Genomic DNA, 13,682 nt, shown 5'->3' with positions numbered 1-13,682 from the left:
CAAGGAGCCTGAACCATGTTCGCCAACGCACAGATGATGGGAATGGACCTCGCGTTTCCCGATGTCTGCAAGACACCGCCCGCGCTGCCCGTGCCCTACCCCAACATCGCGCTCGGGCCCACGGCCCTGCCCAACGCCTGGAACATCCTGTACGGCGGCACGCCCGTGCACAACATGGCGACCACCACGCCGATCACCAACGGCGACAACGCCGGCGTGCTGATGGGCGTGGTGTCGCAGACGGTGATGGGGCCGTCGCGCCACATCACCGGCGCCTTCACGGTGCTGCTCAAGGGCACGCCCTGCACGCGCATGACCAGCCTGGCGGTGCAGAACCGCTGCAACATCGTGGGCATGCGCATCGTGCCCAGCCAGTTCAAGGTGCTGGTGCTGGCGCCCTGAAACAGCGTGGGGCGCTCAGTCGAGCTTGACGCCCGCCGTGCGGATCACCTTGCCCCACTTGGTGGTCTCGGAGGCGATGAAGGCGTCGAACTCCTCGGGCGTGCTGCCCGCCGGGAAGGTGCCCATGGCATCGAGCTTGGCGCGCGTCTCGTCGCTCTTGATGATGCGCGCCACCTCTTCCGACATGCGCTTGACGATCTCGCGCGGCGTGCCCGCCGGCGCCAGCATGCCGGCCCAGGTGCTGCCGGTGAAGCCCGCGAAGCCTTGCTCGATGAAGGTGGGCACGTCGGGCACGGCCGGCAGGCGCTTGTCGCCGGCCACGCCGATCAGCCGCACCTTGCCGGCCTTGCCCTGGTTGATGAGGCCCGTGGGCGCATCGAAGAACAGCTGGATCTGCCCACCCATCAGGTCGGTCAGCGCGGGCACCGCACCGCGGTACGGGATGTGGATCATGTAGGTCTGCGTGAGCGACTTCCACAGTTCGCTCGTGAGGTGCGCGGCCGAGCCGTTGCCCGACGAGCCGAAACTAACCTTGCCGGGATGCTTGCGTGCGTAGTCGATGAGCTCGCGCGCGGTCTTGAACGGTGCGTCGTTGTTGACCGCCGCCAGCAGCGGCGACACGCCCATCAGCGACACGCCCACGAGGTCCTTGCGCGGGTCGTAGGGCAGCTTGGGGTACAGCGTGGTGTTGGCCGTGTAGGCCGCGATGACGACGCCGAAGGTGCTGCCGTCGGGCGTGGCCTTGGCCACGGCATCGACGCCGATCAGGCTGTTGGCGCCGGGCTTGTTGTCGATCACCACCGGCTGGCCCAGGCGCGTCTGCAGGCCCGCCTGCACCAGCCGCGCCATCTGGTCGGTAAAGCCGCCGGGCGTGTAGGGCACGACGATGCGGATCGGCTTGCTCGGCCAGGCGCTCTGCGCGAAAGACGGTGCGGCCAGGCTGGCGGCGGCGGCCGCGGTGGCAAGGGAAAAACGGCGGCGGGAGAGCGTGGCGTGCGGCATGGTCGGGAACCCTTCGGATGGCATGGATCGGACCATTCTCGAAGCGCGCTCCTGCGCCGGCGCTCAGGGTTTGTCCCCGACGGGACAAGGTGGGCTCAGAGCGGCAGGATGTCGCGCGAGCGCCCGTCGTCGCCGAGCCAGGCTTCGAACTCGTCCGACAGGCGCGTCGCCTCGCGCGTGGCTTGACCCCAGGCCGCGATGCGGGCCTGCGCGTCGTTCGCGAAGCGGATGAAGTCCTTGCGGTCGGGCAGCTTGCCGTGCGGCAGCGTCTTCACCCACTCGGGGTTGGGCGCGAGCACCACCATGCGGTCGAGAAAGCGCGTCGACTTGTGGCGCCAGCGCAGTCCCTTGTCCAGCCAGCCCGGCACCACGGCCTGCTGGAAGTGCGGGTACAGCACGATGCCTTCGTCTGCAGGTTGGTAGTCCAGGTGCAGGTGGTAGTCGGTGATGCCGCCGTCCCAGTAGGCGCCGCGCGGCGCGCCCGGAATGTCGTGCACCGCCGCCAGCAGGAACGGAATGGAGCACGAGGCCTGCAGCACCCGGTTGAAGTTGGCCTCACTCAGCGCGTGCTGGCGCGTGCGGAAGTCGGTCGTGCCGAAGGGCAAGGCCGCGCCGGGCGTGGAGAACACGCAGCGTTCCAGCCAGGCGCCCAGGCTCTTGCGGTGCAGGCTGTTGCTCGCGAAGGCGCCCAGGTAGCCGACCGGCGTGCGCGCCCTGCCCTCGCGCCCCAGGATGTGGCGCCCGCGTGAGGTCACCACATGCAGCCGGTAGCGCGCATGGCCCAGCACCTCGCCGATGCGTCCGCCATAGAAGGTGTCGAGGCTCTCCGCGAAACGTTCGCTGAGCTGGTGCGGGCTGAGCCGCTTCTGGCCCGGCGGCACTTCGAACTGCTGGCGCACGTAGTCGTGCTCGAAGCGCCCGAAGGCCGCCTCCGGGTCCGACAGGCAGGCCGTGGCCAGCCGCCACGCGCCGATCGACGCACCCACCAGGTCCACCGGCTGGCTCGACTGCGTGAGCCAGCGCCCGAAGATGAAGCGATCGAGCGGCCCGAGGATCAGCCCCTTGGGCCCGCCCGCCGCGCCGGGGACGGTGCGCACGTCCTGCGGGCGCAGGCCGTGCTGCTCGATGTGCTGGCGGGCCGCGGGGCCGGCGTAGATGCGCAGGGCTTTCATGCGGTACCCGTTTCGAAGGGATTGAAGACCTCGACACCGAAGCCGGCAAAGTCGCTGACGTTGCGCGTGACGACGGTCAGCCCGTGCTGTTTCGCCGTGGCGGCGATCATGGCGTCTTCGTACAGCGTGACGGAACTGCGGTGCATCAGCCGGGCCCACAGCCTGAAGGTTTTCGCATCCATCGGCAAGACGTTGTACGACGCAGCGACCAGCTCGACCCACTGCTCGATCTCGTCCGCTTTCGCCGCGTCCTGTTCGCGCGTGAGTTCGATGCCGGCCTGGATCTCTCCCAGCGTCACGGCCGACAGGTGAAGCTCGCTGTCGGGAATGGGCGCCAGCCACGCCAGGACGGCGCCATGAGGACGAAGCCGGCGCAGTTCGGAAATGACGTTCGTGTCCAGAAGGTACATGCCGCGCGCGCCTTCAACGGGCCGGGGTGACGCGTCGCCTGCGCGCGGCGCCGCGCTCGGGCACGAGGAACTCGGTGCGCGCCTCGTCGGTGCACAGCAGCTCCTTGAGCGAGGGCTTGGCGATGGCATGCAGCCGCCGCCATTCCGCGGCCGGCACCAGCACGGCCGCCTCGGCACCGCGCCGGGTGACCATTTGCGGCCCGTCGTTCAGACAGGCCTCCAGGAATTCGCTGAAACGCGCTTTCGCGTCTTGTACCGGCCAGGTTTTCATCGGCGCCACCCCATCAGACTAGTTAGATGACTAGTTTAACGGGGCAGCCTTCGATCTGCTGGCGGTTACTTGCGCAACCCCTGCAACTTGGCAAACGCACTCGCCATCTGCCCCGCCGGCTGCGGCGAGTTGTCGCGCCGGCCTTGTTGCTGCTGGCCGCGCCCTGCCCCTTCGAAGCGGTTGTCGCGCGGGCCGTCGCGGCGTGCGGGCGCGGCGTCGAGCTTCATCGACAGGCCGATGCGCTTGCGGGCCACGTCGACTTCCATCACCTTGACCTTGACGATGTCGCCAGTCTTGACGACTTCGCGGGCGTCGTTGACGAACTTGTGGCTCAGCTGGCTCACGTGGACCAGGCCGTCCTGGTGCACACCGAGGTCGACAAAGGCGCCGAACTGGGCGACGTTGCTCACGGTGCCCTCGAGGATCATGCCCTCGGTGAGGTCGGAGATGTCGTCCACGCCGTCGTTGAAGCGCGCCACCTTGAAGTCGGGGCGCGGGTCGCGGCCGGGCTTCTCGAGTTCGCCCAGGATGTCCTTGACCGTGATGACGCCGAACTTCTCGTTGGCGAACAGCTCGGGCTTGAGGGTCTTGAGCATGTCGGCGCGGCCCATCAGCTCGGCGATGGGCTTGCCGGTCTTGACGATGATCTGCTCGACCAGCGGGTACGTTTCAGGGTGCACGCCGGTGATGTCCAGCGGGTCGGCGCCGTCGCGGATGCGCAGGAAGCCGGCGCTCTGCTCGAAGGCCTTGGGGCCGAAGCCGGTCACGTCGAGCAGCTGCTTGCGGGTGGAGAACGCACCGTTGGCCTCGCGCCAGCGCACCACGGCCTTGGCCACGCTGGCCGACAGGCCGGACACGCGGCTGAGCAGCGGCACGCTGGCGGTGTTCAGGTCGACGCCCACCGAGTTCACGCAGTCTTCGACCACGGCCTGCAGGGTGCGCGCGAGTTCGCTCTGGTTCACGTCATGCTGGTACTGGCCCACGCCGATGCTCTTGGGGTCGATCTTCACGAGTTCGGCCAGCGGGTCCTGCAGGCGGCGCGCAATGGAGGCGGCGCCGCGCAGGCTCACGTCCACGTCGGGCATTTCCTGCGAGGCGAATTCGCTGGCGGAGTACACGGAGGCACCGGCTTCGCTGACGACGACCTTGTCGACCGTCATTTCGGGCGCGCCGGCCTGCGCGGCCATCTTGGCCAGCAGCTTGATGAGGTCGCCGGCCAGCTTGTCGGTCTCGCGGCTGGCGGTGCCGTTGCCGATGGCGATCAGGTTCACGCCGTGCTTGGCGCACAGCTTGCCCAGGGTGTGCAGCGAGCCTTCCCAGTCCTTGCGCGGCTCGTGCGGGAACACGGTGGCGGTCTCGACCAGCTTGCCGGTCGAATCGACCACGGCCACCTTCACGCCGGTGCGGATGCCGGGGTCCAGGCCCATCACGACACGCCGGCCGGCGGGGGCGGCCAGCAGCAGGTCGCGCAGGTTGTCGGCGAACACCTTGATGGCGACCTTTTCGGCGTCTTCGCGCAGGCGGGTGAACAGATCGCGCTCGGTCGACAGCGCCAGCTTCACGCGCCAGGTCCAGGCCACGCACTTGCGCAGCAGGTCGTCGGCCGGGCGGGCCGCGTGGCTCCAGCCCAGGTGCAGCGCGATCTTGCCTTCGGCGATGCTGGGCTTGCCCGGTTCGGGCTCCACCGGCAGCACGAGCTTGGCGTCGAGCACTTCGAGCGCGCGGCCGCGGAACACGGCCAGGGCGCGGTGCGAGGGCACGCGGCCGATGGGTTCGTCGTAGTCGAAGTAGTCGCGGAACTTGGCGATGTCGGCGTTGTTCTCGTCCTTGCCGGCCATCAGGGTGGACTTGAGCAGGCCTTCGTTCCAGAGCCATTCGCGCAGGCGCTGTACCAGCACGGCGTCTTCGGCCCAGCGCTCGGACAGGATGTCGCGCACGCCGTCGAGCACGAGGGGCACGGTGGAGAAATCGGGGCCCGGCTTGCCGTCGTCCAGCGTGGTGGCGGGTTGCAGGAAGGCCTTGGCTTCGACGGCCGGATCGAGCGTGGGGTCGGCCAAGAGCTTGTCGGCCAGCGGCTCGATGCCGAATTCGCGGGCGATCTGGCCCTTGGTGCGGCGCTTCTGCTTGAACGGCAGGTACAGGTCTTCGAGTTCCTGCTTGGTGGGCGCGAATTCGATCGCGGCGCGCAGCTCGGGGGTCAGCTTGCCCTGCTCGTCGATGGCCTTGAGCACCGCCACGCGGCGGTCTTCGAGTTCGCGCAGGTAAGACAGCCGGGCTTCCAGTTCGCGCAGCTGGATGTCGTCGAGGCCGCCCGTGACTTCCTTGCGATAGCGGGCAATGAACGGAACCGTGGCGCCTTCGTCGAGCAGTTCGACGGCGGCCTTCACCTGGTGCTCGCCGACCTTGATTTCAACGGCGAGCTGGCGAATGATTTTCTGCATGTCTTGAGCGCGTCCCTGGCAAAGCGCGGAAGTTTGCCATAGGCGACGAGGCCCCCCGCCGGGCACCGGCGCGGGATGGTTACAACGTGCTCTCGGCCGGCGCCGCGACCGCGGACTGCGGCAGCACTTCGCCGGGCATCACGAGCCGGATGCGCAGCCCGTGCGGCGCTGCATCCATGATGGCCAGCTCGCCATGCAGCGCGTCGGCGCGCTCGCGCATGCTGCGCAGGCCCTTGCCGCCGGCCTCGCCGGCCGCCGCATCCAGGCCGCGGCCGTCGTCGAGCACTTCGAGCACCAGCCCGTGCGAGCGTTCGCGCGGGCCGAAGCGCACTTCCACGCGGGTCGCCTGCGAATGGCGCAGCACGTTCGACAAGGCCTCCTGCGCGATGCGGCACAGCTGCATCGCGGCCTCGGGCGACAGCGGCGGCGCCAGCACCACGTCCTGCACGTTCCACACGAGCGTGATACCGAGCCGGTCGAATGCCGGTTGCAGTCGGTAACGCAGGTGGCCCAGGCGCTCGCCGATGCTGGTGTCGGCCTGGTCGTCGAGGGAGTCGACCGTCATCTGCAGCTCCAGCAGGCAGGCCTGCAGGGCCATCGACAGTTCGCGGGCGTCGGCGGAGCGCGGGTCGTAGCTGGCCATGAGGGCCACCAGCCGCGAGCCGACGCCGTCATGCAGGTCGCTGGCGATGCGGCGGCGCTCGGCGAGCACGGCCTGCGCCTGGCGGTAGCGCACGAGGCGGCGCCGCGTGAAATACCAGGTGGCCACGATCATGCAGAGCACGGCGACGTTCACCCCCTGCAGGGCCCAGAAGGCGGCCGGCACCTCGGTACCCAGCGTGGTGATCGCCGAGGTCGCGCGAATCACCTGCCCGACCACCGGCGTCAGGTGCAGCGCGAATGCGAGCCCCACCCACAGCAGCATCCGCTGGCGCGAGGCACGCGGCCACAGCCAGATCAGGAGCACACACCAGGCGGCGATCGAAAGCCACACGAACTGGTCCTCCAGGAAATACGGCGGGAGCGGGGGCGCGGGCGCGCGCATGGGTGGCTCCGCTGCGAACGCGGCGCGCCCGAAGCGCGCCCTAGAGCAGCCCCCGGTGCGAGGCGAAACTCACGGCCTGCGCGCGGGTGTGGGCGTGCAGCTTGCGGTAGATGTTCTTGACGTGCGCGTTAACCGTCTGGGCACTGATGGTGAGCTGCAGGGCGATCTCTTCCGTCACATATCCCGTGGCTACAAGTCGCAACACTTCGCGCTCCCGTGCCGACAGGGTCGCCTTGCTGTCCGGCGGGCGCACCGGGCTCGGATTGGCGCGCTGGTGGTCCAGGTGAACGAGCAGCCGCCGCGCCAGCCGGGGGGTGATGGCGGCCCCGCCATTCACCACCTGCAACACGGCCTGGGCATAGCTCTGGAACCAGGCGTTCTTCACCAGGTAACCCGAGGCGCCGAGCTCGAAGGCATGCAGCACCTGGGGCTCGTCTTCCAGCGCGGAAATGACGATGATCTCGGCCGCGCTGCGGTGCTTCTTGGCCTCTTCGATGAGCTCGAATCCGCTGCCGTCTCCGAGGCGGATGTCGACCATGAGCACATCGAATTCATGCTGCATCAAGAGGCGCCTTCCCTCGCGCAGGGAGCCGGCCTGGCCTTCGAGCTGGATGCGCAGATCGCCCAGCAGTTCCTGGGCGATGACACGGCGGACAAAGGGGTCGTCGTCGACGAGCAGGACACGAACGGGCTTGGTTTCCTGGCCTGTCAGGTAGTCCGGCCACGGCAGGGTATCCGCCGAGGGAGCCAGCAGCCCACCGAACTGGCCGGGATTGGAGAATTTCCTAGCGCCACCACCGACATCGGTCAATGAAATGTCGAGATCGTTTTCCATTTAAGCCCCCTTGTCACAGATAAAAGTCGCGACTTCGTGAACAAAAGTTAATCGATTTCTACTCTTTTTCCGGCTATCGGCTTTTTTGATTACCTTGGTTTCTTTCGGTTGCAATATTGCCAGATTGTGAACCAAAGTGATAGTTCCCACGAGGGGAACAGGGCCTAGAACCGGCTCTCTGCCAACGCCCAAAACGCCCTCGGACATTGCTTTCGCCATAGCCTTGCACTACCCAGCCTGAGGCATTTTTCGATCCCTTCCCCCCGCTGAAACTGCATCCCGGTCGCAACGGAATCCATTCAATCCGTGCTCGCTGACCGTCGCTGATGGCCGGATTCCCCGGCGATCGGGTTCGTTTCAACACTATCGAGGAAGCATCATGAAGAAGACTCTTATCGCCATGGCAGTGGTTCTCGTGGCTGGCATCGGGACCGCAACCGGCAGCAGCGTGGCGCTCGCCGTCACCAACACCACGACCGGTTCCTCCAGCTCGGCTGGCTCGGTCGCCGCCAGCTCCGGAACGGGCAGCGCACTGAGCTACAACGCAGCCAGCTCCACCTCGTCGGCCACGGCCAACGCGGCGGGTGGCGCAGCAGGCAACGCCTTCCTGCGCGTCGGCGGCGCCACCGCCAGCGGCTCGGCCACCACGCAAGGACGCGTGACCAGCGTGGCAGCAACGACCGGCAACGGCGTGGCTGCAGGCGGTGCGAATGCACAGGCCAATGCGACCTCGAGCGCCAATGCGAACTACGCCGGCGGCGGCGCCAACCCCGTGAGCGGCTCTGCAGGCGGCGCAGCCGGCTCCACCACCAACAACACCGCAGCCACCGCTGCAGGTCCTGGCGGCGGCCTGGCCGTGGTGACGCGCACCTCGGGCACGACGGCCGGCTTCAGCGCCAATTCGGGCGCGGTCAACGGCATCGTCAACGGCACGACGACCTCGGCCACGTCGGGCTCGACCGGCGGTTCCACGGGCGTCATCAACTTCGCCGTGGGCAACGCAGCGGGCTTCAGCAACGGTGGCGGCACCGCCGGTGGCGCGATCTCCGGCGCAACGGCCAACGCTCCCTGAGCGATCCGGACCATCGGTTGTTGGACCAGAAACGGGGAGGGGCACGCCCCTCCCCTGCTTCCCAAAGGAGTCGAAAAAATGAAAACATTGATTGCCCTGACCTTGCTGGGCCTGTCCGCCGGCGCCTTGGCGCAGACCACGGCGGGTGGCGCCAACAACCAGTCGCAGAGTTCAGCCACCACCAACGCCCAGGGCAACACCCAGGCGGTGAATTTCAACAGCTCCGCCCCCTCGGAAGTCACCTCCCGGGCCACGGTGGACAGCAACAGCACACAGAACATCAACAACACGGGCGCGACGACCAGCACCGTCGACTACCGTGGCAGCTACACCGTCAAGAACGTGCCCTCCGTGAGCGGCCCGAACCTGACGACCAGCAATGACACCTGCATGGGCAGCACCAGCGCCAGCGCCAACGGCGCCGGGGTCGGGCTGAGCTTCGGCACCACCTGGACGGACGAACACTGCAAGCGCCTGAAGATGAGCCGCGAGCTCTGGAACAAGGGCATGAAGGCAGCGTCGCTGGCCATGGACTGCATGGACCCGGCGGCCCAGGCGGCCCTGGAGATGACCGGCTCGAAGTGCCCGCAGTCGATGACCGCCGAAGAACGCGTGAGCGCATTCGGACCGCAGGCCTCGTCGGCCGGCGCACCCGTGGCGGCACGTCCGGCGGCGCCGGTGGCGCCCGTGGCCGCGGCTCCAGCACCTGCGCCGGCCCCCGTGGCGGTGGCCGTGCCCCAGCCGGTGGCGCCCGTGGCACCTGCGGCGCCTGTCGCGTTGGCCCCGGCTCCGGCCCCGGCACCCGCGCCGGTCGTGGCGGTGCAGCAGCCCGCCCCACCGGCCACGCTGGTCGAGGCGATGCCCATGGCAGCCCCGGCGCAGGAACAGCCGGCGCCGCAACCCGCGCCGGCCGCGACCGCCGTCCCGGTGTCTGCGCCGGAAGTGGCACCGGCCCCCGTGGCCGCAGCGCCCGCCGAGGAAGCCGCGGCACCTGCGGCGGAGCCGGCACCGGTCATTGCGAGCGCCGTGGCCCCGCAGCCGGACATCCTGGAAGCGCGCATCACGCGCCGCCTGCCGGCTGACCCGGCCGACGAGGTGGCTTCGGCACCGGCCGACGCGCAATGAGGCCGGTTCTGGAGTCCATCACCATGAACACCAGGACCGTTCCTCTCTGGCTGGCCGCCTGTTGCGTGGCGACGGCGTCGGTGGCCGCCACGCCGATCATCCGCATCGAGCGGATGCCCATGGGCAGCGGCCTGCAGAACGCCAGCGGCACGGAAAACGCCGAGCCGGTGGGCGACTACGGCGTCTGGCACGTGCCGCAGTACATGCCGGGGTTCCCGACCTCGGCCACCATCTGGCCGCGCGTCGTGATCATCCAGTGCAACGTCACGCGGTGCAGCGGCTACGAAGTGACGCCCGAACTGGGCCGGGGCGAGTACCTGTTCTTCCGGCCCGCGGAAGACAGCAGCGTCGGCCGCAAATAGACAGGCGCGCAGACGCCGCCTTTTCGAACGATGCGCCGCCGGGTCCGCAAGGTCCCGGCGGCGCGCGGCCGTGTGCGTATACCCTTCGCGCATGCACAACCCCCTCGTGCGCGCCTTGCGCGCCCTGTTTCGCGCCGTTGCCACCACGATCCTCGTGCCGGTGCTGCTGTTCGAGGAATGGGGCTGGGCCCCGCTCGCGGCATTGGTCGCGCGGCTTGCGCGCCTGCCCTTCTGGGCGCGGCTCGAGAACCTGCTGCGCGCGCTGCCGCCCTGGGGCGCGCTGCTGGCGTTCTTCGTGCCGATGCTGCTGCTCTTTCCGGTGAAGCTGCTGGCGCTGTTCCTGTTCGGCCGCGGCCACGCGTTCAGCGGCATGGCCGTGCTGCTGTTGGCCAAGCTCGCCGGCACGGCGGTGGTCGCGCGGATCTTCCAGCTGGTCGAGGGCTCGCTGATGCGGCTGGCCTGGTTCGCCCGCTGGTACCCGCGCTGGAAAGCATGGAAAGACAGCGTGCTGACACGGGTGCGCGAAAGCCGCCCCTGGCGCATCGTGCGGGCGGTGCACCGGCGGGTGCTGCGCGGCTGGCACCGGCTGCGCGCTGAGTGAATCCACTTTTACCCGGGTGTATTGTGTTTTATATTTTGCCCGGGTAATATTTGGAGATGAATCCATCTCCCCACACCAGGCGTACCCTGGTCAAGCAATACAAGGACAGCGTGCGCCCCGCCGGCGTCTTCGTGATCCGCAACCTGATGGACGGCCGCGTCTACGTGGCCGGCAGCCTCGACGTCGAAGGCGCCATGAACCGCGCCCGCTTCGAGCTGAACCTGCGCTCGCACCGCAACAAGGCATTGCAGCGCGACTGGGTGGCGCAGGGCGCGACGCACTTCGGCTTCGAGGTGATCGACCGGGTGAAGGAGCGCGACGACCCCGCCTTCGACCGCGCGGCGGAGCTGGAAAAGCTGCTGGAACTCTGGCGCGAGGAACTCCAGTGCACCACTGACAAGGGCTACAACACGCCATGAGCACCGACGCACTGGGCTTTTGCCTCGACCTCGGCCGCGCCCACGCCAGCCTGAGCTTGAAACTCAACGAGGACCTGGGCGCCTTCCACGGGCTGGACTACGACGACTTCACCCTGCTCCACCTGTTGCTGCGTGCCGGCAACGGCGCCATGCCGATGGCCGAGCTTGCGCACACGCTGGGGTTGCCAATGTCGGCGCTCATCCGCAAGATGGTGCTGCTCGAAAAGACCGGCCTGGCCGAGCGCACGACGGGACCCGATGACGACCCCCAGCGCCATGCGAATATTCGCAGCGGCGGAAAGAAGTTGATGCAAGCCGCCATCACCACCGTCGAAGCGATCTGCGTCGATGCCGTGAAATCGCTGGACCCGCAACGCCTGCCAGACCTCCATGCCGCGCTGCGGGTGCTGTGCGATCACGACACGCCGCACGCCTGAACCGTCCTGCGGGTAGATTACGAACCTCGTTTCGTTCCGCCCGGATCGACAACCCAAAAAGAATTTGCATGTCACCCGACGAACTACCGACCACATTCACTGCGTTTGCCGGCTTCCAGCGCGTCGCCGCCGGCACCAAGGCCCAGGTGCTCACGCAACTGCGCGAGCGCGGCGACGCCGCCACCTGCCTCGTGTTCGACGACCAGACCGGCGAGCAGCTCGATGTCGACCTGCGCGACCCGAAGGCCATCGAGACCTCCGCGCTCGAAGCCGAGAAACACGAAGACGCGCCGCGCGGCGTCGGCCGTCCGCGCCTGGGCGTGGTGGCGCGCGAAGTCACGCTGCTGCCGCGCCACTGGGACTGGCTCGGCCGCCAGCCGGGCGGCGCCTCGGTGGCGCTGCGCAAGCTGGTGGACGACGCACGCCACGTGCACGCCGACCGCGACACGGTGCGCGCCGCGCGTGAAGCCACCTACCGCTTCATGACCGCCATCGCGGGCAACCTGCCCGGCTTCGAGGAAGCCACGCGCGCGTTGTTCGCGGGCGAGCATCAGCGCTTCAGCGACCTCGTGGAACCCTGGCCCACCGACCTGCGCGTGCACCTGCACAAGCTGTCGGCCGGTGGCTGGGGTGCTGCATGAGCGCGGCGCCCGACAGCAGCACCACCTCCACCAGCCCCGGCAACCCGAGCGGACTGCGCGGCGTGCCCGTGGCGCCGGTGGGCGCGCCGCGTCCGCTGTGGAAGGTGTTCCTGTTCTTCCTGGCGCCGATGTTGCTCAGCAACATCCTGCAGTCGCTCTCCGGCACCATCAACAACATCTACGTCGGGCAGATGCTCGGCGTGAGCGCGCTGGCGGCGGTGTCGAGCTTCTTCCCGGTGATGTTCTTCTTCATCGCCTTCATCATCGGCCTGGGTGCGGGCGCCTCGGTGCTCATCGGCCAGGCCTGGGGCGCGCGCGATGCGGCCAAGGCCAAGGCGGTGGCGGGCACCACGCTCACGGTCGGCCTGCTGCTGGGGCTGGCGATCGCGGTGTTCGGTGGCCTCTTCACGACGCCGATGCTGGCCATGCTGGGCACGCCGCCCGACGTGCTGGCCGACTCCACGCGCTACGCCCGCATCATGCTGATCGCGATGCCCGGCGTGTTCCTGTTCCTGCTGGCCACCGCCATGCTGCGCGGCGTGGGCGACACCATCACGCCGCTGCTGACGTTGCTGATTTCCACGGCGATCGGCCTGGTCGTCACGCCCGCGCTCATCCGCGGCTGGGGCGGGCTGCCGCAGCTGGGCGTGGCGGCGGGCGCGTGGGCCTCGGTGCTGTCGTTCGCGGTCGCGACCACGTGGCTGGGCTTCCGGCTGCGCCAGAAAAAGAGCCCGCTCGCGCCCGACGCGGAGTTCGTGCGCTGCCTGCGCATCCAGCCGCAGCTGCTGAAAGCGGTGCTGAAGATCGGCGTGCCCACCGGCGTGCAGATGATCGTGGTGGCGCTGGCCGAAGTGGTGCTGCTGTCGATGGTCAACAGCTACGGCTCCAACGCCACGGCCGCCTACGGCGCGGTGAACCAGGTGGTGGCCTACGTGCAGTTCCCGGCCATCTCGATCGCCATCACCACGTCGATCCTCGGCGCGCAGGCGATCGGCGCGGGCCGCGCCAACCGGCTCGGGGCCATCGTGCAGACCGCGCTGGGCATGAACCTCGTGCTGACGGGCGGGCTGGTGCTGCTGGGCTACCTGTTCTCGCGTCCGCTGATGGGCTTCTTCATCACCAGCGCGCCGGTGATCGAGATCGCGCAGAACCTGCTGCACATCATGCTGTGGAGCCTGGTGCTGTTCGGCATGGCCTCGGCGATCTCGGGGATCATGCGCGCCAGCGGTTCGGTGCTGGTGCCGACGCTGATCTCGATCGTCTGTATCCTGGGCGTCGAAGTGCCGGTGGCCTGGCTCATGAGCCGCCACTTCGGCATGGGCCTGGATGGGATCTGGGTCGCCTACCCGGTGACCTTCGGCGCGATGCTGCTTCTGCAGACCGCGTACTACCGGCTGGTGTGGCGCAAGAAGCCGATCGGCCGGCTGGTCTGATCGCTGCCTCGGCG

The 13,682-nt window shown here is 68.5% G+C and carries 16 protein-coding genes; 9 read left to right on the top strand and 7 right to left on the bottom strand.

The genetic code is table 11. The annotated features are described in order from the left end of the window. Positions 1-15 precede the first annotated feature (15 nt). On the top strand, positions 16-402 hold the full coding sequence (locus AC1RAD_RS13355; protein ID WP_056580973.1) for a DUF4150 domain-containing protein: 387 nt from the start codon (positions 16-18) through the stop codon (positions 400-402). Between the two features lie 15 nt (positions 403-417). On the opposite strand, the gene AC1RAD_RS13350 is transcribed toward AC1RAD_RS13355, so the two are convergent. The 7 genes from AC1RAD_RS13350 to AC1RAD_RS13320 all read right to left on the bottom strand — a co-directional run bounded on the left by AC1RAD_RS13350 (position 418) and on the right by AC1RAD_RS13320 (position 7,578). Then, positions 418-1,404 carry a tripartite tricarboxylate transporter substrate binding protein gene (locus AC1RAD_RS13350; protein ID WP_492736196.1) on the bottom strand — a complete coding sequence of 329 codons (987 nt, stop codon included), beginning with the start codon at positions 1,402-1,404 and terminating at the stop codon, positions 418-420. A gap of 95 nt (positions 1,405-1,499) precedes the next feature. Next, on the bottom strand, positions 1,500-2,576 hold the full coding sequence (locus AC1RAD_RS13345; protein WP_159271828.1) for a patatin-like phospholipase domain-containing protein: 1,077 nt from the start codon (positions 2,574-2,576) through the stop codon (positions 1,500-1,502). Beyond that, positions 2,573-2,986, bottom strand: a complete 414-nt coding sequence (locus AC1RAD_RS13340) for a type II toxin-antitoxin system VapC family toxin (protein ID WP_492735298.1) — start codon at positions 2,984-2,986, stop codon at positions 2,573-2,575. The genes AC1RAD_RS13345 and AC1RAD_RS13340 overlap by 4 nt, the downstream gene beginning before the upstream one ends. A gap of 13 nt (positions 2,987-2,999) precedes the next feature. Further along, complete coding sequence (locus AC1RAD_RS13335) at positions 3,000-3,257, bottom strand: type II toxin-antitoxin system Phd/YefM family antitoxin (protein ID WP_056580961.1); 258 nt, start codon at positions 3,255-3,257, stop codon at positions 3,000-3,002. Between the two features lie 65 nt (positions 3,258-3,322). Beyond that, positions 3,323-5,698: a Tex family protein gene (locus AC1RAD_RS13330; RefSeq protein ID WP_070060629.1), complete on the bottom strand. Its 2,376-nt coding sequence runs from the start codon at positions 5,696-5,698 to the stop codon at positions 3,323-3,325. 79 nt (positions 5,699-5,777) lie between these two features. Beyond that, positions 5,778-6,692 (bottom strand): sensor histidine kinase, encoded by a 915-nt coding sequence (locus AC1RAD_RS13325; protein ID WP_253252388.1) that lies wholly within the window; start codon positions 6,690-6,692, stop codon positions 5,778-5,780. 91 nt (positions 6,693-6,783) lie between these two features. Next, positions 6,784-7,578 (bottom strand): LuxR C-terminal-related transcriptional regulator, encoded by a 795-nt coding sequence (locus tag AC1RAD_RS13320; RefSeq protein ID WP_062472928.1) that lies wholly within the window; start codon positions 7,576-7,578, stop codon positions 6,784-6,786. Positions 7,579-7,957: 379 nt separating this feature from the next. Here AC1RAD_RS13320 and AC1RAD_RS13315 point away from each other — a divergent pair, with 379 nt between their 5' ends. The 8 genes from AC1RAD_RS13315 to AC1RAD_RS13280 all read left to right on the top strand — a co-directional run bounded on the left by AC1RAD_RS13315 (position 7,958) and on the right by AC1RAD_RS13280 (position 13,668). Further along, complete coding sequence (locus AC1RAD_RS13315) at positions 7,958-8,650, top strand: hypothetical protein (protein ID WP_062472930.1); 693 nt, start codon at positions 7,958-7,960, stop codon at positions 8,648-8,650. 78 nt (positions 8,651-8,728) lie between these two features. Next, positions 8,729-9,775, top strand: a complete 1,047-nt coding sequence (locus AC1RAD_RS13310) for a hypothetical protein (protein WP_492735295.1) — start codon at positions 8,729-8,731, stop codon at positions 9,773-9,775. Between the two features lie 23 nt (positions 9,776-9,798). Further along, complete coding sequence (locus tag AC1RAD_RS13305) at positions 9,799-10,137, top strand: hypothetical protein (protein ID WP_062480212.1); 339 nt, start codon at positions 9,799-9,801, stop codon at positions 10,135-10,137. A gap of 91 nt (positions 10,138-10,228) precedes the next feature. Then, positions 10,229-10,738 carry a hypothetical protein gene (locus AC1RAD_RS13300; protein ID WP_070060632.1) on the top strand — a complete coding sequence of 170 codons (510 nt, stop codon included), beginning with the start codon at positions 10,229-10,231 and terminating at the stop codon, positions 10,736-10,738. Positions 10,739-10,794: 56 nt separating this feature from the next. Beyond that, positions 10,795-11,157, top strand: coding sequence for a GIY-YIG nuclease family protein (locus AC1RAD_RS13295; RefSeq protein ID WP_492735293.1), 363 nt, complete (start codon positions 10,795-10,797; stop codon positions 11,155-11,157). Further along, positions 11,154-11,594, top strand: coding sequence for a MarR family winged helix-turn-helix transcriptional regulator (locus AC1RAD_RS13290; RefSeq protein ID WP_139705843.1), 441 nt, complete (start codon positions 11,154-11,156; stop codon positions 11,592-11,594). Before AC1RAD_RS13295 ends, AC1RAD_RS13290 begins: the two co-directional genes overlap by 4 nt. A 68-nt stretch (positions 11,595-11,662) precedes the next feature. After that, on the top strand, positions 11,663-12,235 hold the full coding sequence (locus tag AC1RAD_RS13285) for a DUF2239 family protein (protein ID WP_070060635.1): 573 nt from the start codon (positions 11,663-11,665) through the stop codon (positions 12,233-12,235). Further along, positions 12,232-13,668, top strand: coding sequence for an MATE family efflux transporter (locus AC1RAD_RS13280; protein WP_492735291.1), 1,437 nt, complete (start codon positions 12,232-12,234; stop codon positions 13,666-13,668). Before AC1RAD_RS13285 ends, AC1RAD_RS13280 begins: the two co-directional genes overlap by 4 nt. The last annotated feature ends 14 nt before the right edge of the window (positions 13,669-13,682 follow it).

Source organism: Variovorax sp. GW823-FHT04B03 (genome assembly GCF_058796495.1).
This window is presented reverse-complemented; position numbering and strand designations above follow the sequence as displayed.

Excerpts from the sequence above, each read along its gene's own strand:
- AC1RAD_RS13355 (WP_056580973.1), top strand. The coding sequence starts at position 16 with ATGTTCGCCAACGCACAGATGATGGGAATGGACCTCGCGTTTCCCGAT.
- AC1RAD_RS13350 (WP_492736196.1), bottom strand. The coding sequence starts at position 1,404 with ATGCCGCACGCCACGCTCTCCCGCCGCCGTTTTTCCCTTGCCACCGCG.
- AC1RAD_RS13345 (WP_159271828.1), bottom strand. The coding sequence starts at position 2,576 with ATGAAAGCCCTGCGCATCTACGCCGGCCCCGCGGCCCGCCAGCACATC.
- AC1RAD_RS13340 (WP_492735298.1), bottom strand. The coding sequence starts at position 2,986 with ATGTACCTTCTGGACACGAACGTCATTTCCGAACTGCGCCGGCTTCGT.
- AC1RAD_RS13335 (WP_056580961.1), bottom strand. The coding sequence starts at position 3,257 with ATGAAAACCTGGCCGGTACAAGACGCGAAAGCGCGTTTCAGCGAATTC.
- AC1RAD_RS13330 (WP_070060629.1), bottom strand. The coding sequence starts at position 5,698 with ATGCAGAAAATCATTCGCCAGCTCGCCGTTGAAATCAAGGTCGGCGAG.
- AC1RAD_RS13320 (WP_062472928.1), bottom strand. The coding sequence starts at position 7,578 with ATGGAAAACGATCTCGACATTTCATTGACCGATGTCGGTGGTGGCGCT.
- AC1RAD_RS13315 (WP_062472930.1), top strand. The coding sequence starts at position 7,958 with ATGAAGAAGACTCTTATCGCCATGGCAGTGGTTCTCGTGGCTGGCATC.
- AC1RAD_RS13310 (WP_492735295.1), top strand. The coding sequence starts at position 8,729 with ATGAAAACATTGATTGCCCTGACCTTGCTGGGCCTGTCCGCCGGCGCC.
- AC1RAD_RS13305 (WP_062480212.1), top strand. The coding sequence starts at position 9,799 with ATGAACACCAGGACCGTTCCTCTCTGGCTGGCCGCCTGTTGCGTGGCG.
- AC1RAD_RS13300 (WP_070060632.1), top strand. The coding sequence starts at position 10,229 with ATGCACAACCCCCTCGTGCGCGCCTTGCGCGCCCTGTTTCGCGCCGTT.
- AC1RAD_RS13295 (WP_492735293.1), top strand. The coding sequence starts at position 10,795 with ATGAATCCATCTCCCCACACCAGGCGTACCCTGGTCAAGCAATACAAG.
- AC1RAD_RS13290 (WP_139705843.1), top strand. The coding sequence starts at position 11,154 with ATGAGCACCGACGCACTGGGCTTTTGCCTCGACCTCGGCCGCGCCCAC.
- AC1RAD_RS13285 (WP_070060635.1), top strand. The coding sequence starts at position 11,663 with ATGTCACCCGACGAACTACCGACCACATTCACTGCGTTTGCCGGCTTC.
- AC1RAD_RS13280 (WP_492735291.1), top strand. The coding sequence starts at position 12,232 with ATGAGCGCGGCGCCCGACAGCAGCACCACCTCCACCAGCCCCGGCAAC.